Below are 23888 nucleotides of genomic sequence, written 5' to 3' on the forward strand. Positions count from 1 at the left end.
CGTATCGAGACCCGCCGTGCCCAGCAGGGGTGGATCTCGATACGCCCTCGGCGAGGGCTACTCGATCAGCATGCGGGGGCGGAGCTCACCGGACGGTGACGGCGACCGGGGCGCTCGTCGCGGTGTTGCCCGCGGCGTCCGTCGCCTTCGCCACCACCTGGTGCTCGCCCTTCGGGAAGCCCTTGGTGGAGACCGTCAGCTTCCAGGTGCCGTCGGCCGCCTGCTTCGCGGTCCCGATCCGCGTGCTCCCCGTCCAGAAGACGAGGGACGTCGTGTCGGCGTCCGCGACTGCGATGAGAGTCGTCGTCCCGACGACGGTGCTGCCCGCGGTCGGACTGGTGATCCGCGCGGTCGGCGCCGTCGTGTCGCGAGCGGGCGTCGGGGTCGGCGTGCGTGTCGGGGTCGCAGTCGGAGTCGGAGTCGGGGTCTGCGTGGGCGTCGGAGCCGCCGTCGCCGTGGGAGCCGCCGTCGGAGTCGGCGTCGGCGTCGCGGTCGGCGTCGCCACGGGCGCGGGGGTCGCGGTCGGTGCGGGGGTGTCGGCGGGTGCGGGCGTATCGGCCGGCTCCGGTGTCGCCGTTGCCGCGGGGGAAGCGCTCGGCGTCGGAGTCGGAGTCACCGTGGGCGTGGCGGTCGGTGTGGGCGTCGCGGTCGGCGTCGGCGTCGCGGTCGCGGTCGCGGTCGGCGTCGGCGTGCCAGCCGGGGCGGCCCACGCGGGCACCGCCTCCGGGCCCCAGAGGATGCCGGCGATGAGGGCCTGACCGCGGGCATTGGGGTGGAAGTAGTCGACGGTCGAGACGATGTCGGGCGAGACGGCGGTCGCGGTGAAGGCGCCGCCGTCCCAGTTGCAGCGGGGTCCGATCGCCGAGCAGGCCGACGCGAGAGCGTCGTTGAACTGCTGGGTGCGCAGGGCGGCGGCGGTCACCGCAGCGGTGTAGGCGTCACCCGTCTGGACGACGTTGTCGGCCGTCGCTCCGCGGGTCGTGCGGCAGAGGCGGTTGGCGGGCCAGCCCGCCTCCGCGGGTCCGCCGCGCAGGCCCGCCCACTCGGACGCGATGTCCGGCATCGAGCCGACGAGGACGGTCGCCTCGGGCCAGGTCGAGCCGATCTGGCGCAGGATGCTCGACGCCGACGCCGCGAAGGATGGGGCCGGCGTCATCGCGTACCCGTCCGCGGCTCCCGTGAGGTCGGGGTGGCAGAGGTCGTTGCCGCCGACGAGGAGGGTCACGACGTCGGGGTCCGCGCCCGCCGAGGCCGCGGCGGTCACGGTCGCGGGCACGGTGGCGATCCGGCTGCCGGACTTCGCGTAGTTCGCCGTCGTGACGACGCTGCCCGGGTTCACCTCCTGGAGTCGGGTGGCGATCGAGCGGACCGCGCTCGCGCTCCCGGTCGACCAGGAGTTGACCGGGCAGTCGGCTCGTGTGCCGCAGCTGGAGGCTCCGCGAGTGATCGAGTCGCCGAAGGAGACGACCGAGAGGGTGGGCGCGGGCTCGGCGGCTGCGGCGGGGACCGCGGCCCCGCCCGCGAGGACGAGCGCGAGGAGGAGAAGGAGGACGGACAGGGGGGAACGGCGGGCCGGGCGCGGAGGCATGACTCAGCTCTCGTGGGACGACGTGGTGCTGCGGCAGCAGAGCACCGCGGAGGCGCGGGCTCCGTCGACCGGGCGACCGGGGGACGGGGAGGGGAACGGCCGGATCCCACCCGGAGACGTGCCGCTGCGGGAGCCGGACCTCTCCGGCGAGGCCGGCTGATCCGAGCCTGGCCGACGCCACCGCAACGCGATGCCGCCTCACGACCGGCCTGCTCCCCCCTTAGGTGAGGCGCGGCACAAGTCGAATCCTTCGGTGCGCCGCTCACCGCTTCCGCGAGGACCTCCGCGGTCGCACGGACGCCCGGTGGCGTCCCCCGCTGGTCAGCGAACGGTCAGGGTGATCGCCGCGCTCGTCGAGGTGTTCCCCGCGCGATCGACCGGCTTGGCGGTGACCGGGTGCGATCCCTTCGTGAATCCGCCCGTCGAGACGGTGAGTGTCCAACTGCCGTCGGCGGCCTGCTTGGCCGCGCCGATCCGGGTCTTTCCGCTCCAGAAGACGAGCGACGCGGTGTCCGGGTCGGAGACGGCGACCAGCGTGACCGTCCCGACCACCGTGCTGCCCGCGGCCGGGCTGGTGATGCGGGCGACGAGGGCGGTCGTGTCGCGGACCGGTGTCGGTGTCGGTGTCGCGGACGGTGTGCGGGTCGGCGTCGGCGTCGCGGAAGGTGTGCGGGTCGGCGTCGGGGTGGCGGTCGCCGTGCGTGTCGGAGTCGGAGTCGGGCTCGCGGTCGGCGTGCGCGTCGGAGCCGGCGTCACGGACGGCGTCGGCGTGCTGCTCGGCACGGCACTCGGCGGAACGGTCGGTCGCGGCGTCGCAGTCGGCGCGGGTGTCGCCGATGGTGAGGGTGCGGGCGTCGGAGTCGGCGTCGAGATCGGGGTTGCAGTCGGTTTCGGCGTCGGCGCCGCGGTCGGGAGCGGACTCGGTTCCGGAGTGTCCGCCGTGGGCGCCGCGGACGGAGTCGGCACAGGTGTGGCGGGCGAGGTGGGCGCGGACGTCGGTTCCGGTGTCGGGGCGGCACTGGGCTCGGGCTCCGCAGGTGCGGTCGCCGTGGGCGTGACCGTCGGAACAGGAGACTCCGTCGGCACGGGAGTCGGAGTCGCCGTCGGTTCAGGAGCGGGGGACGCCGTCGGCTCAGGAGTGGAGGTCGGCGTCGCGGTCGGAAGCGGCGTGGCCGTCGTCGCGGCGAAGCGCGCGGCCCAGGCCGGCACCCGCTCCGGACCCCAGAGCACGTCCGCGATCAGGGCCTGGCCGCGCGCGTTCGGGTGGAACCAGTCCACGGTCGACACGATGTCCGGGGTGAGCGGTGTGGCGGTGAAGGCGCCGCCGTCCCAGACGCAGCGCGGACCGACCGCGGCGCAGGCCGACGCCAGCGCGCGGTCGTACTGCTCGGTGCGCAGAGCCGCGGCCGCGGCCGAAGCGGTCTGCGCCTCGCCGGTCAAGGGCACTCCCGTATCCGTGACTCCGCGGGTCGTCCGGCACAGCTTGCTCGCGACCCAGACAGGCTCGGCCGGTCCCCCGCGCAGTCCCGCCCACTCCGAGGCGACGTCCGGCACCGAGCCCAGCAGGATCGTCGTGGTGGGCCAGGCACTGCCGATCTGCTGCAGCAGGCTCGAGGCGGACGTCGAGAACGCCGCCGCCGTCGTCATCGTGTAGCCGTCGGCCGCCGGGTAGAGGTCGCCGTGGCAGAGGTCGTTGCCGCCGATCATCAGGGTGACGACGTCGGGCGACGCTCCCGCCGCCGCCGCCGAGGTCACCATCGCGGCCACGGCCCGGATCCTGCTCCCGGACTTCGCGTAGTTGGCCGTGCTGACGACGCTGCCCGGCGCGATCTCCTGCAGCCGGGTGGCGATGGAGCGGACGGCCGGCGCCGAGCCGGTCGACCAGGAGTTGACCGGGCAGTCGGCCTTGGTCGTGCAGCTCGCTCTCCCCTGGCTGATCGAGTCGCCGAGCGCGAGGACCGAGATCGTGGCGGGCTCGGCCGCGGCGACCGGGACGGCGGCGCTCGCGAGGACCAGCAGCGCGGTGCCCAGCGCGACGGCGAAGCGGAGAGGGCGGCGGTTCGGACGCGCGCGCATGGCGGGGCCTTCGTGGAGCGTCGAGGCGAGGTCGCACGGCACGGCGAGCCGGGCGTGTTCCGCCGCTGAGCGGAGGGGGGCGAGGGAGCTGAGACGAGCATGGCGCGGCGGCGTCCGCGCGGCAAGACCTCGCTCCCCCGCGCGGACGTGTCCGGCCGGGTCAGCGGACCGTGACGGTGACCGGGGCGCTCGTCCCCGCGTTGCCCGAGCGGTCGGTGGCGGTGGCCAGGAGGTCGTGCTCGCCCTTCGGGAAGCCCCTGGTCGAGACGGCCAGCGTCCAGCTGCCGTTCGCCGCGTGCCGGGCCGAGCCGAGGCGGCGACCCTCGCTCGAGAACACGACCGAGGCGGTGTCGTCGTCCGCGACCACCGTCAGCACGGCGCTCCCGGCGACGGTGCTTCCGGTGCTCGGGCTCGTGATCCGCACCGCCGGGGCGGTCGTGTCCTTCACGCCGACCAGCGCTCGGCCGGACGGACCGGGCGCCGGAGCACGCGAGGCCGCGGGCGCGGGGGTGGCGAATCGTGCGGGAGTCACCGTCTTCGCCGTCCGGCGGGTACCGCCGGGAGCAGGAGGCGCCGCCGGAGCCGGCGTGCTCGTCGGAGCAGGGGTGGTGGCCGGAGCGGACGTGGTGATCGGAGCAGAGGGCCGCGACGTGAGCTGCGCCGCCCAGGCGGGCACCGCGTCCGGACCCCAGAGCACCCGCGCGATCAGAGCCTGGCCCTGCACGTTCGGGTGGAAGGAGTCGACGCTCGAGACGATCTCCGGGCGGATCTCCGTCCGGCTGAGGGAGCCGCCGTCCCACACGCAGTGCGGACCCACGGCGGCGCAGGCCGAGGCGAGGGCGTCGTCGTACCGGCGGGTGCGCTCGGCGGCCGCGGCCACCGTCCTCGTGAAGGCGTCGCCGGTCTGGACGACGCCGTCCGCGAGGGCCCCTCGCGTCGTCCGGCATAGCTTCGCCGAGGGCCAGACCTTCGCGCCGGCTCCGCTCTGGACGGCTGCCCACTCGGACGCCACGTCGGGTACGGAGCCGACGAGGACGGTCGCGTCCGGCCAGGCCGAGTGGATCCGCTGGAGGGCACTCGTCGCCGAGGCGGCGAAGGCGTCCGCCGGCGTCAGTGCGTAGCCGTCGGCTCCGGCGCGGACATCGGGGTGGCACAGGTCGTTGCCGCCGATCAGGAGGGTCACGACATCGGGTCGAGCACCCGCGGCGGCCGCCGCCGACACCGCCGAGGCGACCGCCGCGACCCGGCTCCCCGACTTCGCGTAGTTCGTCGCCGTGACGCGGCGACCCGGGTTCAGCTCCTGGAGGCGGCTGGCGACGGAGTGGACCGCGGGAGCGGACCCGGTGGCCCAGGAGTTGACGGGGCAGTCGCCCCTGCCCCCGCAGGTCGTGGCGGCTCGGGTGATCGAGTCGCCGAACGAGGCGACCGAGAGCGCGGGGGCCTCCTCGGCGACGGCGGACGGGGCGGCGGCCGCTCCTCCGACGAGGAGCAGTGCCGCGAGGGCGAGGGTGGACAGGCGGGAACGGACGGACATGGCTCTTCTCGAAGGCGGTGAGGAAGGAGGGCGGAGCGAGACCGATCGGCCTCCGGCTCCGTCGGCCGGGTGGCCGCAGAAGGGCCCGCGGACGGAGTCGGCGGAACCCAGTGGTGAACGGTAATTGCGGTCCTCCACCACCCGCCAACTTGTGGCGCGAACCGATCAACTGGCGTTTCTTGAGCCCCTGTCCGGCCCTGATCGTCTGGCGCGATCCGGCGACGATGGCGCCGTCTCAGGGCTACCGGCCGACGCTCACGGCCTGCGAGACGTCCGACCGCGATCCGGTTCCCGCGGACGGCTGCGCGTCGGCCGGGCGGCCGAGCTGCACCCTCTCGGTCACGTTCTCAGGCATGCCGACCCGCGTCCTCGAGCGGTCGGGAGCACTGTCGGTCGAGTCGGCGATGCCGATCTCGTCGAGGGTCGGGATGTCCGCAGGTACCGGGAGAGCCGAGGGCTGCGGGACGGCCCACGCGGGGACCGCCTCCGGCCCCCACAGGACGCTCGCGACCAGCGCCTGGCCGGCGACGTTCGGGTGGAAGTAGTCGACGGTCGAGAGGACGTCCTTCGTGACGGGGGTCCTGGTGAGAGCGCCGCCGTCCCACACGCACTGCGGTCCCACCGCGGAGCACGCCGCGGCCAGTGCGTCGTTGTACTGCTGCGTGCGCTCAGCGGCTGCGGCGACCGCCGCCTCGAAGGCGGCCCCCCTCTGGACGTGATTGTCGGCCTTCGCTCCGCGGGTGGTCCGGCAGATGCTGAAGAGCCCCCAGAACAGCTTTCCGGGCGTCCCCTGGACGACCTCCCACTCGGACGCGATGTCCGGCATGGATCCGAGGAGCACGGTCGCCCGGGGCCACGCCGAGCCGATCTGCCCGAGGAGCGTCGAGGCCGAGGCGGAGAAGTCCGCGGCGGTCGTCATCGCGTAGCCGTCGGGCCCGGCCGGGACGTTCGGACTGCAGAGGTCGTTCCCCCCGATGAGCAGAGTGACCACGTCCGGGGCGGCTCCCGCCGCCTGCGCTGCGGTGACCTCCGCCGAGACCTCGGCGATCCGGCTCCCGGACTTCGCCCGGTTGTCGGTCGTGACGGTGCGCTGCGGGTTCACCTCCTGGAGGCGGGTCGCGATGGAGCGGACCTCGGGAGCGGAACCGGTCGCCCAGGAGTTGACGGGGCAGTCGTCCTCTGTGCCGCAGGTCGCCGCGGCTCGGGTGATCGAGTCGCCGAAGGCGACGACGGACAGATCGGGCGGCGCTGCAGCGGCCGCGGTGGGGGCGATCGCCCCTCCGGCGAGCACCGCCACGGCGAGGCCGAGGACGATCAGGGGGGAACGGCGGGGTCGGTGCAGGGACACGATTCTCCTCGGGAAGGGTGGGACGGAGGCAGAGGTGTCCGATCGATCGGCGAGCCGTCGATCCGAGGGCGGCGACCGCGCACCGGAGTGCCGCGGCGGAACCTGTTCACGAACGGTAAAGAGGGCCGTCGTCGAAGCGGAAACTTCTGGCGCCGATCGGTCCCCTGGCGCTCCCCGACCGCCTCAGTCCGTCTCGGCGGCCGCGGCCGCTCCCCGGTGCAGATCGGCCAGCACGAGGTACGACGCCGCGTTCCGGCGGATCCCGTCGCGCTCCTGCTCCGACAGCTCCCGGCGCACCTTCGCCGGGACACCGGCGACGAGGGAGCCCGGCGGCACGACCGTGCCCTCGAGCACGACGGCGCCCGCGGCCACGAGCGATCCGGAGCCGATCACGGCCCCGTTCAGGACGGTCGCGTTCATCCCGACCAGCACGTCGGACTCGAGGGTGCAGCCGTGCAGCACGGCGTTGTGCCCGACCGAGACCCCCGAGCCGAGAGTCGCGTCGAAGCCCTCGTCGACGTGCACGATCACGCCGTCCTGCAGATTGCTGCCGCGGCCGATGCGGATGCGCGCCCTCTCCGCGCGGAGGACCGCGCCGTACCAGACGCTCGACTCCTCCCCCAGCTCGACCGCCCCGACGAGCGTCGCGCCCGGCGCGACCCAGGCCGAGTCGGCGACGACGGGCGATCCGCCGGGCAGCGCGATCAGTCGGGCGTCGGGGTGCGCTCCTCGAGCCATGGCGATCGGTCCTCCTCCTCGGCGGACGGTGCGGTCGCCGGATCCCAGTGTCGCAGGGGCGTCCTGCACCGCCGGAGAGGCGATCCTGGCCGGTCGTCGGGCCCCGACCACGATCTGTCCCCGTCCGGGGCACGCGCGGAGGAGGCGGCACGACTTAGGCTGACCCCGGTCCGGGGGGATTTCCGTGGCCGACGGAACAAGGGGACAGCAATGCGACGACGAACCGCACGGGCGACGATCATGGGAGCGCTCGCAGCCCTCCTCCTGGTGCCGATGGTGGCCACCGCGCCCGGCAGCTCGGCGAGCGCCGCCGCCGACACGGTGAAGCCGGTCGTGAGCATCACCGCTCCGACCAGCGGATCGACGGTCTCGGGGACGATCTCCCTGAAGGCGACGGCGACGGACGCGGTCGGGACCACTCAGCTCTCGTTCTGGGAGGGCACCCGCCGTCTGGGCTACGCCACCGTGCAGGCGGGCGTCTGGACGCTGCCGCTCGACACCCGGTCGCTGACTGAGGGCTCGCACGTCTTCGTGGCGAAGGGCAAGGACGCGGCCGGGAACATCGGGAACAGCTCCGCCCTGCGCGTCGCCGTGCAGAACTCGGGCGCCACTCCCACCCCGACCGCGACGCCGAGTCCCTCCCCCACGCAGACCCCCGTGCCGTCGGCGACGCCCACCGCGACGCCCACCCCCTCGCCGACCGCGAGCCCGACGACCGCGCCGACTCCCAGCGCCACGCCGACCGCCACCGGCGCTCCGAAGCCCGACACGACGAAGCCGACCGCGCGGATCACCTCGCCGGCCAGCGGGAGCACCGTTCCGCGGACCGTGACGCTCGTCGCGACCGCGTCGGACGACGTCGGAGTCACCGCCCTCTCGTTCTGGTCCGGCTCCACCCGGGTCGGGAACGCCGTGAAGCTGGCGTCCGGTGACTGGTCGCTCACCACGTCGAGCCTCGCCACGACCCCGCACGTGATCATCGCCAAGGCCCGCGACGCCGCCGGCAACATCGGCAGCAGCGGCTCGATCGCGCTGACCGTCTCGGCCACGGCCCCGACGACGCCGCCGACGCCCATCGCGACTCCGACGCCCACGGCGATGCCGACCGCCACCGCGACGCCGACGGCGACCCCCACTGCCACCCCGACCGCGACGCCGACCCCCACCGCGACGCCCACCACTCCCCCCACGGTCCCCGGCATCCCGGCGCCGCTCGCGCAGTGGGACTTCACCCAGTCCGCCGCGCCGTACTACTCCACCGCGAACGACCTGCCGCTGATGCAGGCGGGCAAGACCAAGGCCACGACCACGTCGACGCCCTGGGGCTCCGGGATCTCGATGACCGGGTCGAGCTTCCTCCGCGTGCCGCTCGAGTCGGCCGGTCGCCTGACGATCGGCGCAACGGGCAACGCGGTCACCGTCGCGAGCTGGGTCTACATGACCGACGACAGCACCGGCTACGTCGCCGGTGCCTGGAACGAGCACGGCGAGCGCGCCGGCCGCTCCTACGGGCTCTTCTACGACCTCGGGCTGTACGGCGGCGACGAGCGGTCGGCCTTCCACGTCTCGCGCACCGGCGGGCCGACCCCCGGCTATCCCTACTCCCGCGACTACTCGGCCTCGGGCGACAAGTTCACCCGGTACACCTGGCAGCTGCACGTGGGTACTTACGACGGCACCTACGCGGTCTCGTACCTCGATGGCGCCTCGGTCGCCTACCCCCGCTTCGTCGACAACAAGGGTGCGACCTACGCCAAGAACCCGTACCTCTTCACCGAGGGGCTGAATCCGAACGCCGGCGACTTCACGGTCGGCGCGGTCGAGCTCACCTCGGGCCCCGGCAATTACGCGAAGGGCACCTTCGCGAAGATCCGCGTCTGGGACAGAGCTCTGACCGCAGAGCAGGTCAAGGCGCTCTACGACACGGAGCGCACGGCGCTGAAGCGAGTGAGCGGGACGGCTGCCGAATCCATGCTGATCGAGTAGCCCGCGCAGCGGACGCAGCGAGTGGAGCGGGCGCCTTCGGCGCCGCCGCGGGGCGGGGAAGAGACCGACGTTCTTGGGGTGGGTGGGTCTCTTAGGAAAGATCACCTAGTACGTATGGGGAAAGTCATGATGATCGAGTAGCCCGCGGAGCGGGCGTATCGAGATCCGCCACCGTCAGGACGCTGAGTATGCAGACCCGCCCTGCTGGTGGTGGCGGGTCTCGATACGCCCCTGCGGGGCTACTCGACCAGCATGACGCGGCGTCGCCGCGTCCTTTCCCTGACCACCGAGACGCGAAGCGGCTTCGCCGCTCGATACGCCCCTAAGGGGCTACTCGACCAGCAAGGTCCGTCGGCGCGCGACTGGTCGGTCGGGGCGGCGCGCGAGCGGCTCAGCGCGCGGCGCGGAGCCAGGCCAGCACCGCGAGGACGCGGCGGTGGTCGGAGCCGGAGTCCTCGAGCCCGAGCTTCTGGAAGATCGAGGTGACGTTCTTCTCCACCGCGCCGACGCCGATGAAGAGCGCGGCGGCGATGCCGGCGTTGGTGCGTCCCTCGGCCATCGCCTCGAGCACCTCGCGCTCGCGCGGCGTCAGGAGGGCCAGCGGGTCGCGGTTGCGCTGGAGCAGCGACGCGACGACCTGCGGGTCGAGCACCGTCCCGCCCGCCGCGACGCGCTCGACAGCGTCGCGCAGCTCCTCCACCGAGGCGACGCGGTCCTTCAGCAGGTACCCCATTCCGCCCTCGCCCGAGCCGAGCAGCTCGTGCGCGTAGGTCACCTCGACGTACTGGCTGAGCAGGAGCACGGCGATCCGCGGGTGCAGGCGCCGCAGGTCGAGCGCCGCGCGGACGCCCTCGTCGCGGAAGGTCGGCGGCATGCGGACGTCGAGCACGGCCACGTCGACCGAGGTGGGCTCCGCGGCGACGGCTGCGAGCAGTCCCTCGGCGTCGCCGTGCGCGCCGACGACGGCGAACCCCGCGTCCTCGAAGAGTCGGACCAGGCCCTCGCGCAGGAGGACGGAGTCCTCGGCGAGGGCGACACGGATCGGTGAGGCGGGCGGCACGCCCTCAGGATAGGGCGGGCACCGGGCGGAACGGCACGTGCACGCCCACGGTCGTCGGGCCGCCCGCGGGCGACTCGACCGTGAACAGCCCGCGCAGACCGCTGACCCGACCGGCGACCCCCTCCAGACCGTGCCCGGGCAGGGGTGACGCGCCGCCCACTCCGTCATCGACGACCCAGACGTCCAGCCACCGCTCGCCTGCGCCACCGACCCCGCGCACATCGAGGTGCACGCGGATCGCGCGCGCCGACGCGTGCTTCGACGCGTTCGCGAGCAGCTCGGCGACGACGAAGTAGACGCTGCGCTCGACCTCGGGCGGCACCTCCGCCACCGGATGCTCGACGAGCACCTCGACCGGCACCGGGCTCATCGCGGCCAGCGAGTGCACCGCCGCCGCGAATCCGCGGTCCTGCAGGATCGGCGGTGCCACTCCCCGGGAGAGCGCGCGCAGCTCGTCGAGCGCCGACCGGACGTGCTCGCGCGCCTCCCCGATCAGCATCGCCGCGGAGTCGGGGTCCGACCGCACCCGGCTCAGCGCCGACCCCAGGTCCATCTGCACCCGGATCAGGCGCTGCTGCGGGCCGTCGTGGATGTCGCGCTCGAGCCGCCGGAGCGCCCTGTCCTCGGCGGCGACGGCCGCACCGCGGGAGACGCTGAGCTCCGCGACCTCGCGCTGGAGCGCCTCCGAGCCCCAGGGCCCGAGCAGGAGCCGGTCGACGAGGAAGCGGGCGAGGGTGAGGCCGCGGGAGACGAACGGCAGGGTCGAGACGAACAGGACGACGAGGGCGACGTCGGCCAGCGCCAGGAACACCGCGGGCGGCCCGGGAACGCCGAGCACCGCGCTGGACTGCCCGGACACCAGCCGCACGATCCCGGACGTGTCCCCGCCGATCAGCGCTGTCAGCGAGCCGAGGCCGGCCCAGCTCCACAGCCCGAGGACGGCGGCGAAGACGAGTGCGAGGAGCGGCGCGACCACCAGGGTGTGCAGCAGCGCCAGCCAGTAGTGCCCGTCCACCACCGGCCCGTAGAGCGCGAAGGTGGCGGGGGCGACGGTCGAGGGCGGGCGGCGCCACTGCGGCTCGTCGATCCGCGGGCGGCCAGCGAGCACGTCGAGCGCGCGCGACGCCCGGCCGAAGCCGCGCGCGGTGTGCAGCGCCAGCGGGAGGAACACCGCACCGATCAGCACGCCGATCAGGCCGAGACCCAGAGCGAGGGCGAGGCCGGTCGCGAACGCCCCGGCCAGCGCCAGCGGCACGGCGAGCAGGAGCGAGAGGGCCTCGCGCGGCAGCTCGCGCCAGAGTCGGAGGTAGGCAGAGAACGCTTCGCCGAGGGCGGTGTGCGCTGCGGGCATGCGAGCCTCCTCCCCCGGCCCGCACGGGTCGCGGGGCATCCTCTCGAGGGTACCGGCGGCTCTCGACAGCGGCGCGGGGGCTGACCCCCGGAACCGCCTCCCGCGCAGCGCTCGAGCACAGGCGAGGCTCCCCTTCTCCCGCCTTAGCCGAGCCTGCACTTCCTTGCGAACACTGGGCTGCGGCGTAGTGTTGACGATCAGTCACCCCCTCTCGAAAGGAACAGACGATGTCCACTGCATCCGTCACGTCGCTCACCTCGTCGAACCCGGATGTCGCATCCGGAGTCGCCCAGTTCCTCAGCCCGGTCGTCATCGAGATGACCGCCCTGGCCGTCAACAGCAAGCAGGCGCACTGGCACGTGCGCGGCGCCAACTTCATCGGCGTCCACGAGCTGCTCGACGTCGTCGTCGGCCACGCGATCGAGTGGGCCGACCTGGCCGCCGAGCGCGTCGTCGCCCTCGGCCTCCCCGTCGACGCCCGCATCCAGACCGTCGCCTCGGCCACGCAGACCGCCCCGCTCACCCCGGGCTTCCAGCGCTCCGAGAACGCCATCGTCGAGGTCATCGGCCTGATGGACGTCGCGATCACCACGGTCAACACCGCGATCGCCGAGCTCGCCGACATCGACGCGAGCAGCCAGGACGTCGCGATCGAGATCGGCCGCGGCCTCGAGAAGGACCGCTGGTTCCTCTTCGCCCACGTCAGCGAGAGCTGAGCACGCGCCACCCGCGCGGCGACGGCCCGTCGGATCCTCGGATCCGGCGGGCCGTTCGTCGTCCCCGCGCTCGCGGACGATCAGGCGTCGTGCGTCAGCCGCCCGGCCAGCAGCGTCGCGGCGACCGGCATCGCGCGCAGCTGCTCCCCCTCAGAGGTGAGCGGGTCGCGCTCGACGACGACCAGGTCGGCGACGTCGCCCGTCTCGGGAGCGAGGCGGCGGGTCCGCGTCGACGCGACGAGCGCCTCCGCGATCGTGACCCGCTGCTCCGGGTGCCACGGGTCGTCGCCTTCCCTCGCGCGGGAGACGGCGGCCGCGATCGCGATCCAGGGGTCGAGCGGCGCGACCGGGGCGTCGGAGCCGAGCACGACCGTCGCACCGGCGTCGATCAGCGAGCGCAGCGCGAAGGCCCGGCCGGTGCGTCCCGCCCAGTAGCGGTCGGCGACCTCCCGGTCGTCCAGCGCGTGCGCCGGCTGCACTCCGGCGACGACGCCGAGCCGGGCGAAGCGGGGCAGGTCGGCGTCCGAGAGCAGCTGCGCGTGCTCGATCCGGCCGCCGCCGACCTGGGCCAGCGCGTCGAGCGCGACCGTCGCGGCGGCGTCGCCGATCGCGTGCACCGTCGGCCGGATGCCCGCCGCGGCCGCACGGGCGAGCAGCTGATCGAGCTCGACGGGGTCGACGGTGAGCACGCCGCTGCCCTCGTGCCCGGCGTACGGGTGCACGCAGTACGCGGTGCGCGTGTTCAGCGAGCCGTCGACGAGCACCTTCAGCGGCCCCATCCGGAGCAGCCCCTCGCCGCCCGCGATCTCGTCCCCGGTGCGCAGGCCCTCCGAGATCGCGCGGTCGAGGTGGTCGCGGTAGACGCCGATGTCGACGCGGAGCGAGCGGGTGCCGCGGGCGATCCGCCGGGTCCAGTCCCCCGCGTTCCAGCGCATCTCGAGATCGACGACCCCGACGACGCCGCGGGCGGCCGCACGGCGCGCCGCCTCGTCCGCCAGATCGTCGAGCTCCTTGTCGCTCAACGCGCCGAGCGCCGTGACGAGGCGGAAGCAGGGCTCCTCGCGCAGGATGTCGTCCTGCGGGGCGAAGCCGTAGCGGCGCAGCGCCGCGGAGTTCACCCAGGCGCAGTGCAGATCGCCGCTGACCAGGACCACCGGTCGCTCCGGCGCCACCGCGTCGAGCAGTGCCGTCGTCGGCAGATCGGGCCAGAGTCCGTCGCGGAAGCCGAAGCCGACGAGGGTCGCCGGCGAGTCCGGTGCGAGGGCGAGCCGCGCGCGGACCGCGTCCACCGTCTCCGCCGCCGACCGCGCCGTCGAGACGTCGAGGCGCGGCGCCGTCATCGACCACTGCGAGAAGTGCACGTGCTCGTCCCAGAGACCGGGCAGCAGCCAGCGGCCGTCGAGGTCGCGCACCTCGTCCGCGCCCGTCTCGGCCGCGTCGAGCGCGCCGTCCGGGGCGATCGACTGGATCCGTCCCGCGCGCAGCAGCACGGACACCGGCTCGTCGCGGCCGAGGAGCCGCGCGGTGCGCAGGAGCAGGGTCGGGGTCACGGGAGCCTCTCGGTCGTCCATCACGGTGAGCGGATCAGGCGGTCACGACTGGCACACCGGGCACCAGTAGAGCTTGCGCGCGCCGATCTCCTCGAGCAGGACGTTCGTGCCGCAGACCCGGCAGGGCAGTCCCTCGCGCTTGTAGACGTAGTTGCGCTCGGCCCGGCTGCGCACGGCGGCGGAGCGCTGCGTCTTCGTCAGTCCCCGGCGGGTGATCATCATCCCGGTCCGGATGCCGTCCTCGAGCAGGAGCGCCCAGTCGGCCCAGAGCTTGCGCGCGAGCTCGAGCGGCACCAGCTTGCCCGGCGTGTGCGGATCGAGTCCGGCGCGGTAGAGCAGCTCGGCGCGGTAGATGTTGCCGATGCCGCTGACGACCGACTGGTCCATCAGCACGAGCCCGACCGGCGTGGCCGTCTTGCGCAGCCGGTTCACGAAGCGGTCGCGGGCCTCGTCGGAATCGTCCGCCGCCGGATCCGGGCCGAGCCGGGCGAGCAGCGCCTCCACCTGGGAGGGGTCCATCACCTCGCAGGCGGTCGGGCCGCGCAGGTCGGCGACCGTCTCCTCCGTCTGGATGCGCACGCGCACGGCGCCGATCGGCGGCGGCGGGAACTCCTCGAGATCGCTGTCGGTCTCGTGCTCGGTCTCGGAGAGGCGCACGGCCCGTCGCCGACGCGGCGCTCCGATGCTGCTGCCCGCCGTGCCGTCCTCGAAGAGCGGCGAGACGTGGCCCAGGAAGTCCCAGGCGCCGTAGAGGCCGAGGTGGACGTGCAGGGTCGCGTCGCCCTCGAAGCGCAGGAGCAGGTGCTTGCCGACCGCGGTCGACTCGAGCACGGTGCGGCCGTCCAGCAGCGCGGCGCCCTCGACGAACCGGCCCTGCGGGCTGCTCGTCGCGACGGCGTGGCCGACGATGTCGCGCTCGAACTGCAGCGCGATGCGGTGGACGGAGTGGCCCTCGGGCACCTAGCGGCCGCTCGCGGCGGAGTCGACCGTGCGGCCGGCGATGTCGCCCGTGGCCTCGTACTCGGCGAGCTGCGCGATGCGGCGCACGTGGCGCTCCTCGAAGGAGAACGGCTCGGCGACGAAGGCGTCGATGAAGTCCGTCGCCTCCTCGACCGAGTGCTGGCGGGCGCCGATCGAGATCACGTTCGCGTCGTTGTGCTGGCGGGCCAGCACCGCGGTGCTCAGGCTCCAGACCAGTGCGGCGCGGACGCCCGTGACCTTGTTGGCGGCGATCTGCTCGCCGTTGCCCGAGCCGCCGAAGACGACGCCGAGCGCCTCGACGCCGGCCTCCTGGTCGCGCACGACCGCGGCGGCCGCGTTGATGCAGAACGACGGGTAGTCGTCGAGCGGGTCGTACGAGGTGGGGCCGTGGTCGACCACGTCGTGGCCGGCGGCACCGAGGTGCTCGATCAGGTGCCGGCTGAAGTCCAGCCCGGCGTGGTCCGTTGCGATGTGGATGCGCACGCGCTCGTCCTCCGGAAAGCCGTTCGTGGCCCGTGGATCCGGGGCCGGGAGTCAGGGTACCGCTCGCGCGGCGGCCGGGTCCTCAGGGGAGGACCGGGCCGCCGACGCGGATCGCGGCTCAGTCGAAGATGGGGTCGCGGGTGCGCGAGCGCTTGAGCTCGAAGAAGCCGTCGTAGGAGGCCACGGCGACGAGGCCGTCCCACAGGGAGAGGGCCTGCTCGCCGCGCGGGATCGGCGAGATGACCGGTCCGAAGAAGGCGATGTCGCCGATCGCGATGACGGGCGTGCCGACGTCCTGGCCGACCCGGCCGATGCCGTCGAAGTGCGAGGCGCGCATCGGCTCGTCGTACTCGTCGGTGTCGGCGAAGGCGGCGAGACCCGCGTCGAGACCGACCTCGGCGAGCGACTCGGCGATGACCGCGTCGACGTCGGTGCGGCCGCCGTTGTGGATCCGCGTGCCGAGCGCGTCGTAGAGTGGCTTGACCTTCTCCTGGCCCTCACGCTCGCCGACGGCCGCGACGAGCCGCGTGTAGCGCAGGGCGCGCGGGAAGAAGGCGCGGTAGTCGTCGCTCACGTCCTGGTCCTCGTTGAGCACGGCGAGGCTCATGATGTGCCAGGTGACGTCGAGGTCGCGGCCGGGCGTCACCTCGTCCACGAAGCGGGAGGTCATCCAGGCCCACGGGCAGGAGGGATCGAACCAGAAGTCAACGGCGGTCATGAGGCCACGCTACGCCTGTCCGCGCCTCCCGGGTGCGCAGGCCCGGGACGGCCCTAGGGTGGTTCGGTGGCGCCCGCACCCCGGCGCCGAAGCGGCAGCGCCGAGACGAACGGATGGAGCACCCTGTGCCTGGAGACAACCTCACCCGGAGCGAAGCGCAGGAGCGCGCCTCACTGATCCAGGTCGACGCCTACGACGTCGCCCTCGACCTCACCCGGGGGGCCGAGACCTTCCGCAGCACCACGACCGTGCACTTCACCGCGACGGAGGGTGCCTCCTCCTTCATCGACGCGATCACGAAGACCGTGCACTCGGTCACGCTCAACGGCGTCGAGCTCGACCCGGCCGAGGTGGCGGACGGCGTCCGGATCCGCCTCGACTCGCTCGCGGCCGAGAACGTGCTGCGCGTCGACGCCGACGCGCTGTACACGAACACCGGCGAGGGCCTGCACCGCTTCGTCGACCCGGTCGACGGCGAGGTCTACCTCTACTCGCAGTTCGAGGTCCCGGACTCGCGCCGCGTCTTCGCGGTGTTCGAGCAGCCCGACCTCAAGGCCGCGTTCTCCTTCACGGTGACCGCGCCCGCCGCCTGGCAGGTCGTCTCGAACCAGCCGACCCCCGAGCCCGTGCCCGCCGGCGACGGCGTCGCGACCTGGAGCTTCGAGCCCACCCCGCGGATCTCCTCCTACATCACCGCGCTCATCGCCGGCCCCTACGTCGTCGAGACCGACTCGCTGGTCTCCTCCGACGGCCGCACCGTGCCGCTCGGCGTCTTCGCCCGCGCCTCGCTCGCGCCGTTCCTCGACGCGGACTACGTCTTCGAGAAGACCAAGCAGGGCTTCGCCTTCTACGAGGAGAAGTTCGGGGTGCCGTACCCGTTCGCGAAGTACGACCAGCTCTTCGTGCCGGAGTTCAACGCCGGCGCGATGGAGAACGCGGGAGCGGTCACCTTCACCGAGACCTACGTCTTCCGCTCGAAGGTGACCGACGCGGTCAAGGAGCGCCGGGTCGTCACGATCCTGCACGAGCTCGCGCACATGTGGTTCGGCGACCTGGTGACCATGAAGTGGTGGAACGACCTCTGGCTGAACGAGTCGTTCGCCGAGTACGCCTCCACCCTCGCGACCGCCGAGGCGACCGAGTGGACCGAGGCCTGGACCACCTTCGCCGCGATGGAGAAGAGCTGGGCCTACCGCCAGGACCAGCTGCCCTCGACGCACCCGATCGTCGCGACGATCAACGACCTGGAGGACGTCCAGGTCAACTTCGACGGCATCACCTACGCCAAGGGCGCCTCGGTGCTCAAGCAGCTGGTGGCCTGGGTCGGCGAGAAGGAGTTCCTGGCCGGCGTGCACGAGTACTTCGTGAAGCACGCCTTCTCGAACACCGAGCTGCGCGACCTGCTGGTCGAGCTCGAGGCGACCAGCGGCCGCGACCTGACCGAGTGGTCGGCGCAGTGGCTCGAGACGGCCGGCGTGAACACGCTCCGCCCGGAGATCGTGGTCGACGAGGAAGGCGCCATCGCCTCGTTCGCGATCCTGCAGAGCGCGGTCGCCGACTACCCGACGATCCGCCCGCACCGCCTCGCGATCGGCCTCTACGACTTCGAGGGCGACCGTCTCGTCCGCGTCGACCGCCTCGAGCTCGACGTCGACGGCGAGCGCACCGAGGTGCCCGAGCTGATCGGCCGCACCCGCCCCGCCCTGGTGCTCCTCAACGACGACGACCTCGCCTACGCGAAGATCCGGTTGGACGACGCCTCGCTCGCCGTCGCGATCGAGCACCTCGCGAGCATCAGCAGCCCGCTGGCGCGCTCGCTGGTCTGGGGCTCGGTCTGGGACGCGACCCGCGACGCCGAGTCGGGGCCGCGCGACTTCGTCCGCCTGGTGCTCGGCAACATCGCGACCGAGACGGAGTCGACGACGCTGCGCACGGTCCTCGGCCAGCTCGTGAGCACCGCCTCGCAGTACGTGGCGCCGGAGCACCGCGACGAGGTGCTCGCGGAGGTGGGCGACCGGCTGTGGACGCTCGCGCAGGGCGCCGAGGCCGGCAGCGACGCGCAGTTCCAGTTCGTGAAGGTGCTCGCCGGCGTCGCCACGACGCCCGCTCACCTGGACGCGGTGCAGGCGCTGCGCGACGGGACGACGACCCTGCCGGGTCTGGAGATCGACACCGACCTGTCGTGGGAGCTGCTGATCGCGCTGGTGGCCGGCGGGCGTGCGGACGCCTCGGACATCGACGCGGCCCTGGCGGCCGACAACACGGCGACGGGAGCGCAGTCCGCGGCGAACGCCCGCGCGGCGATGCCGACGGCGGAGGCCAAGCGCGCCGCCTGGGACTCGGTGACGCTCGACGACTCGGCACCGAACACCATCGTGCGCGCGACGGGTCTCGGCTTCCAGCGCACCAGCGACCCGGCCGTCCTCGAGGCGATGGTGCCGGTGTACTTCGACTCCCTCCGCTCGCTGTGGGACGCGAAGAGCTACAAGATCGCGGAGTACCTCGTGGTCGGCTTCTACCCGGCGGCGACGCCGACGCCGGCGATCGTGGACGCCACCCGCGCATGGCTCGACGCGAACCCCGACGTGCCGGCGCTGCGCCGCCTGGTCATCGAGAACCTGGCCGGCGTCGAGCGCGCCCTGCGCGCGCAGGAGCGCGACGCGGCGCTCTGAGCGCGTGGGTCTCGATACGCCGCTCCGCGGCTACTCGACCAGCATGAGCGGCCGGCGGATCACGCGCCTCCCTGCTGATCGAGTAGCGCGCGCAGCGCGCGTATCGAGATCCCCCACCACCAGGACGGTGGGTCTCGATACGCCGCTCCGCGGCTACTCGACCAACATGAGCGGCCGGCGGACCACGCGCCGAAGGCGCCCCTCCATGCTGATCGAGTAGCGCCCACAGCGCGCGTATCGAGATCCCCCACCACCAGGAGGACGGGTCTCTCAGGAAAGATCACCTAATCCGTATGGGAAAGTCATGCTGATCGAGTAGCCCGCGCAGCGGGCGTATCGAGATCCACCACCGTGAGGACGCTGAGTCTGCAGACCGTCCTGCTGGTGATGGTGGGTCTCGATACGCCCCTGCGGGGCTACTCGACCAGCATGACGCGGCGCAGCCGCGTCCTTTCCCTGACCACCGAGACGCGAAGCGGCTTCGCCGCTCGATACGCCGCTGCGCGGCTACTCGACCCGCATGCGGGGCGCGCAGTGGGCACCGCGCCGGCCGCGCCGGCTCCGCAGGACAGCGAGATGCAGGCGGGGTCAGCGCTCCGGGACCGCGCGGCGGGCCGGGCCGTCGTAGGCGGACAGCGGGCGGATCAGCGCGTTGGAGGCGCGCTGCTCGAGGACGTGCGCGGTCCAGCCGACGACGCGGGCCGCGACGAAGAGGGGCGTGAACAGCTCCGTATCGAAGCCCATCAGCCGGTAGGCCGGACCGGACGGGTAGTCGAGGTTCGGCAGGATGCCGGTGCGCTCGGCCATCTCGGCGGCCAGGGCGTCGTAGAGCTCGAGCATGTCGTCCGCCCCGGCCTGGTCCGCCACCCGCCGGAGCGCCGCCTCCATCGTCGGCACGCGGGAGTCGCCCGACTTGTAGACGCGGTGGCCGAAGCCCATCACCTTGCGCTTCGCCCCGAGCGCCTCCTTCAGCCAGGTCCGCGCTCGGGGGCCCGCCTCCGGCCCGATGCCGATCTCGTCGAAGACGTGCAGGACGGCCTCGTTCGCGCCGCCGTGCAGCGGCCCCTTCAGCGCGCCGACCGCCGCCGTCACCGCGGAGTGCACGTCCGACAGCGTCGACGTGACCACGCGGGCCGTGAAGGTCGAGGCGTTGAACGAGTGCTCGGCGTACAGCACGAGCGACACTCGGAAGGCGTCGACGACCACCGGATCGGGCAGCTCGCCGAAGGTCATCCAGAGGAAGTTCTCCGAGTAGTCCAGATCGTCGCGCGCGGCGATCGGCTCCTGCCCGTGCCGTCGGCGCTGGATCGCCGCGACGACGGCGGGCAGCACCGCCCAGAGCCGCATCGAGCGCTCCAGCACCGCCTCCGGCGACTCGTCGTCCGGGTCGGCCTCGAGCGCGCCGAGCACGCTGACCGCGGTGCGCACGACGTCCATCGGATGCGCTGTCACCGGCAGCAGCTCGACCACCGCGCGCACTTCTGGCGCCGGCTCCCGGTGCGCGCGCTCGAGGGCGCGCAGCTGCTCGCTCTCGGCCGGAGTCGGCAGCTCGCCCTTCCACAGCAGCCAGGACACCTCCTCGAAGGAGCAGGACGCCGCCAGCTCCTGCACCGGATAGCCGCGGTACAGCAGCGAGTTCGACTCCGGGTCGACCTTCGAGATCGCCGTGGTGTCGACGACGACCCCCACGAGTCCCTTGCGGATGTCCTGCTCGGTGGTGCTCATCGCTCGCTCCTTCGCGATCGGATCGGCGACCGGAGCCGCCGGGGTGGGTCGTGGCTCAGACGCCGTGGTGGCCGGCGAGGCTGAAGTCGAAGACGCCCTCGTCGAAGCGGCTGTAGGACGAGTAGTCGAGCAGCTCGTAGAGCTCGGCCCGCGTCTGCATCCCGGCGACCTCGGACTGCAGCGAGCCCTCCGCCTTCAGCGCGTCGAGCGCGCGCATCGCCGCACCCATCGCGATGCGGAGCAGCGACACCGGATAGATCACGATGTTCACCCCCACGTCGGCGAGCTGCTGCGCCGTGAAGAGCTCGCTCTTGCCGAACTCGGTCATGTTCGCCAGGACCGGGACGTCGATCGCCGCGCGGACCGCCTCGAATTCGCTGAGGTCGCGCATCGCCTCGGGGAAGATCGCGTCGGCCCCCGCGTCGACGAGGCGCTTCGCTCGGTCGATCGCGGCCTGCAGCCCGTCGAGGGCGCGGATGTCGGTGCGGGCCATGATCACCAGACCCGGATCGCGGCGGGCGTCGACCGCGGCCGCGATCCGCCGGACGGAGGTGCTCTCGTCGACGACGGCCTTCCCATCGAGGTGCCCGCAGCGCTTGGGATTGACCTGGTCCTCGATGTGCAGGGCCGTCACTCCCGCGTCCTCGAGCATCTGCACGGTGCGCGCGACGTTGAGGGGCTCGCCGAAGCCGGTGTCGGCATCGATCAGGACGGGCAGGTCGGTCATCCGCGCGATCTGCTGGCCGCGGCCCGCGACCTCGCTCAAGGTGGTGAGGCCGATGTCCGGCAGGCCGAGCTCGGCCGACAGCACCGCGCCCGAGACGTAGACGCCGTCGAAGCCCTTCTCCTCGATCAGCCGCGCCGACAGCGGGGTGAACGCCCCCGGCAGCTGCAGCAGCTCGCCGGTCGCGAGCCGCTCGCGGAAGAGGCGGCGCTTCTCGGCGGGAGTCCGGGTGGAGTGGAGCATCGGGCGTCCTTCCCCTGGGGCGGAGTTCGGGTGCGGAGTGCGGAGGCCGGCCGGCCCTCGTCGAATCTATCCCCCGGACGCCGCCCGGCGTCGTTCCGGCGTCACCGGAGCCGGCCAGCGCGCGTCCCTTAACCTGGAAGGGATGCTGCTACTCGAGACCTCCACCCCAGACCCCGTCGCCGCGACCATCTCCTTCTTCGACTCCGAGCTCTTCTGGAAGAGCGTCGCCGTCCTCGCGATCGTGCTCGGCGCCCTGCTGGCCCGCGTCATCGCGCACTTCGTCGTCGGGCGCGTCGTCGATCAGATCGTCTCGGGGGTGAAGAAGCGCCAGCGGGTCGAGGACACCCAGGCGATCGCCGCCTCCCCCCTCGCCGCGGTCCGGGTCGTGCAGCGCACGAGGACCCTGGGCTCGATCCTCAACAACATCAGCTCGATCCTGATCGTCGTCATCGCCGTCGTGATGATCGTGAACACCATCGACAACACCCTGATCGGCTCGTTCGCGCTGCTCACAGCCGCGCTCGGCGCCGGCCTCGGCTTCGGTGCGCAGAACATCGTCAAGGACGTCCTCAACGGTCTGTTCATGGTCGCGGAGGACCAGCTCGGCGTCGGCGACGTCGTCGACACCGGCCAGGCCACAGGTGTGGTCGAGAACGTCGGCGTGCGGATCACCCAGATCCGCGACGTCAACGGCACGCTCTGGTTCGTGCGCAACGGCGAGATCGTCCGGGTCGGCAACATGTCGCAGGGCTGGTCGCGGGTCATCATCGACCTCGCCGTGCCGTACGAGACCGACCTGGAGTCGGTGCAGAGCACGATCCTCAGCACCGCGAACGAGCTCGCGGCGAGCAGCCGCTGGCGGGCCCGGATCATCGACAAGCCCGAGCTCTGGGGCCTCGAGTCGATCGCCGACGACGCGCTGGTGATCCGCGTGGTGCTGAAGACCCGCACCACCGCGAAGGACGACGTGGCGCGCGAGCTCCGCATCCGCCTGAAGCGCGCGCTGGACAGCCTCGACGTCAAGCTGCCGTCGCTCAGCGCAGTGGTGCTCAGCGGCTTCGAGGGCGCGACGAGCGTGGGCGGCGTGAAGGGGCCGCGCACGACGCCGACCGCCACCGTCACGACCGAGCACGGGAAGCCGGTGCGACTGCCGCGTGCACTGCGGCGGCCGAAGGCGCCGCCGGCACCCGAGCAGGCGCCGCCCGCTCAGCGCCCGCAGGACGGCGGCTCCGTGCCGCCGCAGACGGGACCGCGCTCGTGAGCGGCCTGCAGATCGGCGGCACTCCCCCGATGCGCTCCTTCTGGGAGCACCTCGGCGGCCGCCCGACCTTCGAGCGCCTCGTGCGCCGCTTCTACCAGGGCGTCCGCGAGGACGAGGTCCTCTGGCCGATGTACCCCGAGCACGATCTCGAGGGCGCGATTCAGCGGCTCACCGGCTTCCTCGAGCAGTACTGGGGCGGCCCCGGCACCTACAGCCAGGAGCGCGGCCACCCGCGGCTGCGGATGCGGCACCAGCCGTTCAAGGTGAACCCGGAGGCCCGCGACCACTGGCTCCTGCACATGCGCACCGCCGTGGACGAGCTGGAGCTGGCTCCGGCGGACGACGCGATGCTCTGGGACTACCTCGAGCGCGCGGCGCACGCGATGGTCAACACCTTCGAGGAGTAGCGTCTCGGCGCTTCCGCTGGTGTCGCGTCAGGCGGGGGTGCGGACGAGCACGTGGCCGCGCCGCGAGGTGAGGCGCCGCCACTGGCCACTCTCCAGCAGTGCGACCGGGTCGTCGGCGCCGAGGAAGCCCAGCGCGAACAGCGCGAAGGCGGCGCCGGCCGGGACGTCCTCGAGGCCGTCCAGCGAGCGGCCCCAGACGGTCGAGCGCACCCGGCCGACGATCTGCTCGCCGGTCTCGGAGCCGACCGCCGCGGCGATCTCGTCGATGCCGTCGCGGGCGACCTTCTCGAGGAACGCCGGGTCCACCGGCTCGCGCCGCTGCCAGCCCCCGCGCGGCGGCGAGATGCCGGCCCAGGCGCCCGCCGTGGCGTCGTCGCCGTCGGGCAAGACGACCGGCTTGCCGTCCGCTCCTCCGGGCTCCCACTGCAGGCGGGCGAGCCGGTCGGAGAGCGCGCGGATCGGCACCACGCGGTCGAAGGCGGTGGGCTCGTCGAGCGCGAAGACGCGCAGGCCGAGCACGGTGGAGGAGCGGTCGAGCAGGCCGCGCGGCTGGAGGATCGCGGTGTACGCGGCCAGGATGCGGTCCTGGGCGAGCAGGCGCACGGCGCCGTCCTCGACGCGCGCGGACCGGCCGAGGAACACGCGCAGATCGGAGAGGCTGGGCGGATCCGCCAGGGAGAAGGACGACATCATCGCGTCGATAAACTTACCCGAGGCCGCTCTCCTG

Annotated in this window: 20 protein-coding genes; 6 read left to right on the plus strand and 14 right to left on the minus strand. The window is 73.0% G+C overall.

Features of this window, described 5'->3' with window-relative positions:
* Positions 1-85: 85 nt before the first annotated feature.
* Entirely contained in the window at positions 86-1588 is a 1503-nt protein-coding gene (locus HQQ86_RS00530) for a GDSL-type esterase/lipase family protein (RefSeq protein ID WP_173285580.1), read from the minus strand.
* Between HQQ86_RS00530 and HQQ86_RS00535 the strand changes: the two genes are divergently transcribed.
* Positions 1587-1748 carry a hypothetical protein gene (locus HQQ86_RS00535; RefSeq protein ID WP_173285582.1) on the plus strand — a complete coding sequence of 54 codons (162 nt, stop codon included), beginning with the start codon at positions 1587-1589 and terminating at the stop codon, positions 1746-1748. The genes HQQ86_RS00530 and HQQ86_RS00535 overlap by 2 nt on opposite strands.
* Positions 1749-1909: 161 nt before the next feature.
* Here HQQ86_RS00535 and HQQ86_RS00540 read toward each other — a convergent pair whose 3' ends face one another.
* The 4 genes from HQQ86_RS00540 to HQQ86_RS00555 form a co-directional block, all read right to left on the minus strand.
* Entirely contained in the window at positions 1910-3664 is a 1755-nt protein-coding gene (locus tag HQQ86_RS00540; protein ID WP_173285584.1) for a GDSL-type esterase/lipase family protein, read from the minus strand.
* 160 nt (positions 3665-3824) lie between these two features.
* The gene (locus HQQ86_RS00545; RefSeq protein WP_173285586.1) at positions 3825-5198 is read right to left on the minus strand and encodes a GDSL-type esterase/lipase family protein; all 1374 of its coding nucleotides are present in this window, start codon (positions 5196-5198) and stop codon (positions 3825-3827) included.
* A gap of 241 nt (positions 5199-5439) precedes the next feature.
* On the minus strand, positions 5440-6546 hold the full coding sequence (locus HQQ86_RS00550) for a GDSL-type esterase/lipase family protein (RefSeq protein WP_173285588.1): 1107 nt from the start codon (positions 6544-6546) through the stop codon (positions 5440-5442).
* Positions 6547-6729: 183 nt separating this feature from the next.
* On the minus strand, positions 6730-7284 hold the full coding sequence (locus HQQ86_RS00555; protein ID WP_173285590.1) for a gamma carbonic anhydrase family protein: 555 nt from the start codon (positions 7282-7284) through the stop codon (positions 6730-6732).
* 210 nt (positions 7285-7494) lie between these two features.
* On the opposite strand from HQQ86_RS00555, the gene HQQ86_RS00560 reads away from it, so the two are divergent.
* Positions 7495-9270 carry an Ig-like domain-containing protein gene (locus HQQ86_RS00560; protein ID WP_173285592.1) on the plus strand — a complete coding sequence of 592 codons (1776 nt, stop codon included), beginning with the start codon at positions 7495-7497 and terminating at the stop codon, positions 9268-9270.
* A gap of 391 nt (positions 9271-9661) precedes the next feature.
* On the opposite strand, the gene HQQ86_RS00565 is transcribed toward HQQ86_RS00560, so the two are convergent.
* Both HQQ86_RS00565 and HQQ86_RS00570 read right to left on the minus strand, forming a co-directional pair.
* Positions 9662-10330, minus strand: a complete 669-nt coding sequence (locus tag HQQ86_RS00565) for a response regulator transcription factor (protein ID WP_173285594.1) — start codon at positions 10328-10330, stop codon at positions 9662-9664.
* A gap of 4 nt (positions 10331-10334) precedes the next feature.
* A complete protein-coding gene (locus HQQ86_RS00570; RefSeq protein WP_173285595.1) occupies positions 10335-11681 on the minus strand; it encodes a sensor histidine kinase in 1347 nt (448 codons plus the stop codon).
* Positions 11682-11908: 227 nt separating this feature from the next.
* Here HQQ86_RS00570 and HQQ86_RS00575 point away from each other — a divergent pair, with 227 nt between their 5' ends.
* Positions 11909-12397 (plus strand): Dps family protein, encoded by a 489-nt coding sequence (locus HQQ86_RS00575; RefSeq protein ID WP_123703478.1) that lies wholly within the window; start codon positions 11909-11911, stop codon positions 12395-12397.
* Between the two features lie 80 nt (positions 12398-12477).
* Here the strand turns inward: HQQ86_RS00575 and HQQ86_RS00580 are convergent, their stop codons facing one another.
* The 4 genes from HQQ86_RS00580 to HQQ86_RS00595 form a co-directional block, all read right to left on the minus strand.
* Positions 12478-13947, minus strand: a complete 1470-nt coding sequence (locus HQQ86_RS00580; protein ID WP_367948496.1) for an amidohydrolase — start codon at positions 13945-13947, stop codon at positions 12478-12480.
* A 42-nt stretch (positions 13948-13989) separates the two neighbouring features.
* Positions 13990-14907, minus strand: a complete 918-nt coding sequence (locus tag HQQ86_RS00585; RefSeq protein ID WP_173285598.1) for an Fpg/Nei family DNA glycosylase — start codon at positions 14905-14907, stop codon at positions 13990-13992.
* The gene (locus tag HQQ86_RS00590) at positions 14908-15411 is read right to left on the minus strand and encodes a ribose-5-phosphate isomerase (RefSeq protein ID WP_173285600.1); all 504 of its coding nucleotides are present in this window, start codon (positions 15409-15411) and stop codon (positions 14908-14910) included.
* Positions 15412-15529: 118 nt separating this feature from the next.
* On the minus strand, positions 15530-16129 hold the full coding sequence (locus tag HQQ86_RS00595) for a DsbA family protein (RefSeq protein ID WP_173285601.1): 600 nt from the start codon (positions 16127-16129) through the stop codon (positions 15530-15532).
* 125 nt (positions 16130-16254) lie between these two features.
* Between HQQ86_RS00595 and pepN the strand changes: the two genes are divergently transcribed.
* The gene (gene pepN, locus HQQ86_RS00600; RefSeq protein WP_173285603.1) at positions 16255-18801 is read left to right on the plus strand and encodes an aminopeptidase N; all 2547 of its coding nucleotides are present in this window, start codon (positions 16255-16257) and stop codon (positions 18799-18801) included.
* A 588-nt stretch (positions 18802-19389) separates the two neighbouring features.
* Here the strand turns inward: pepN and HQQ86_RS00605 are convergent.
* Complete coding sequence (locus HQQ86_RS00605; protein ID WP_173285605.1) at positions 19390-20526, minus strand: bifunctional 2-methylcitrate synthase/citrate synthase; 1137 nt, start codon at positions 20524-20526, stop codon at positions 19390-19392.
* A gap of 55 nt (positions 20527-20581) precedes the next feature.
* Positions 20582-21493, minus strand: coding sequence for a methylisocitrate lyase (gene prpB / locus HQQ86_RS00610; protein ID WP_173285607.1), 912 nt, complete (start codon positions 21491-21493; stop codon positions 20582-20584).
* 142 nt (positions 21494-21635) lie between these two features.
* On the opposite strand from prpB, the gene HQQ86_RS00615 reads away from it, so the two are divergent.
* Together HQQ86_RS00615 and HQQ86_RS00620 are read left to right on the plus strand one after the other, a co-directional pair.
* On the plus strand, positions 21636-22754 hold the full coding sequence (locus tag HQQ86_RS00615) for a mechanosensitive ion channel family protein (protein ID WP_173285609.1): 1119 nt from the start codon (positions 21636-21638) through the stop codon (positions 22752-22754).
* 29 nt (positions 22755-22783) lie between these two features.
* The gene (locus HQQ86_RS00620; protein ID WP_173287439.1) at positions 22784-23161 is read left to right on the plus strand and encodes a globin; all 378 of its coding nucleotides are present in this window, start codon (positions 22784-22786) and stop codon (positions 23159-23161) included.
* Between the two features lie 27 nt (positions 23162-23188).
* Here the strand turns inward: HQQ86_RS00620 and HQQ86_RS00625 are convergent, their stop codons facing one another.
* Positions 23189-23851: a hypothetical protein gene (locus HQQ86_RS00625; protein WP_367948497.1), complete on the minus strand. Its 663-nt coding sequence runs from the start codon at positions 23849-23851 to the stop codon at positions 23189-23191.
* Positions 23852-23888: the final 37 nt, after the last annotated feature.

The sequence above is a fragment of the Rathayibacter sp. VKM Ac-2857 genome (assembly GCF_013205025.1).
Lineage (GTDB): Bacteria > Actinomycetota > Actinomycetes > Actinomycetales > Microbacteriaceae > Rathayibacter.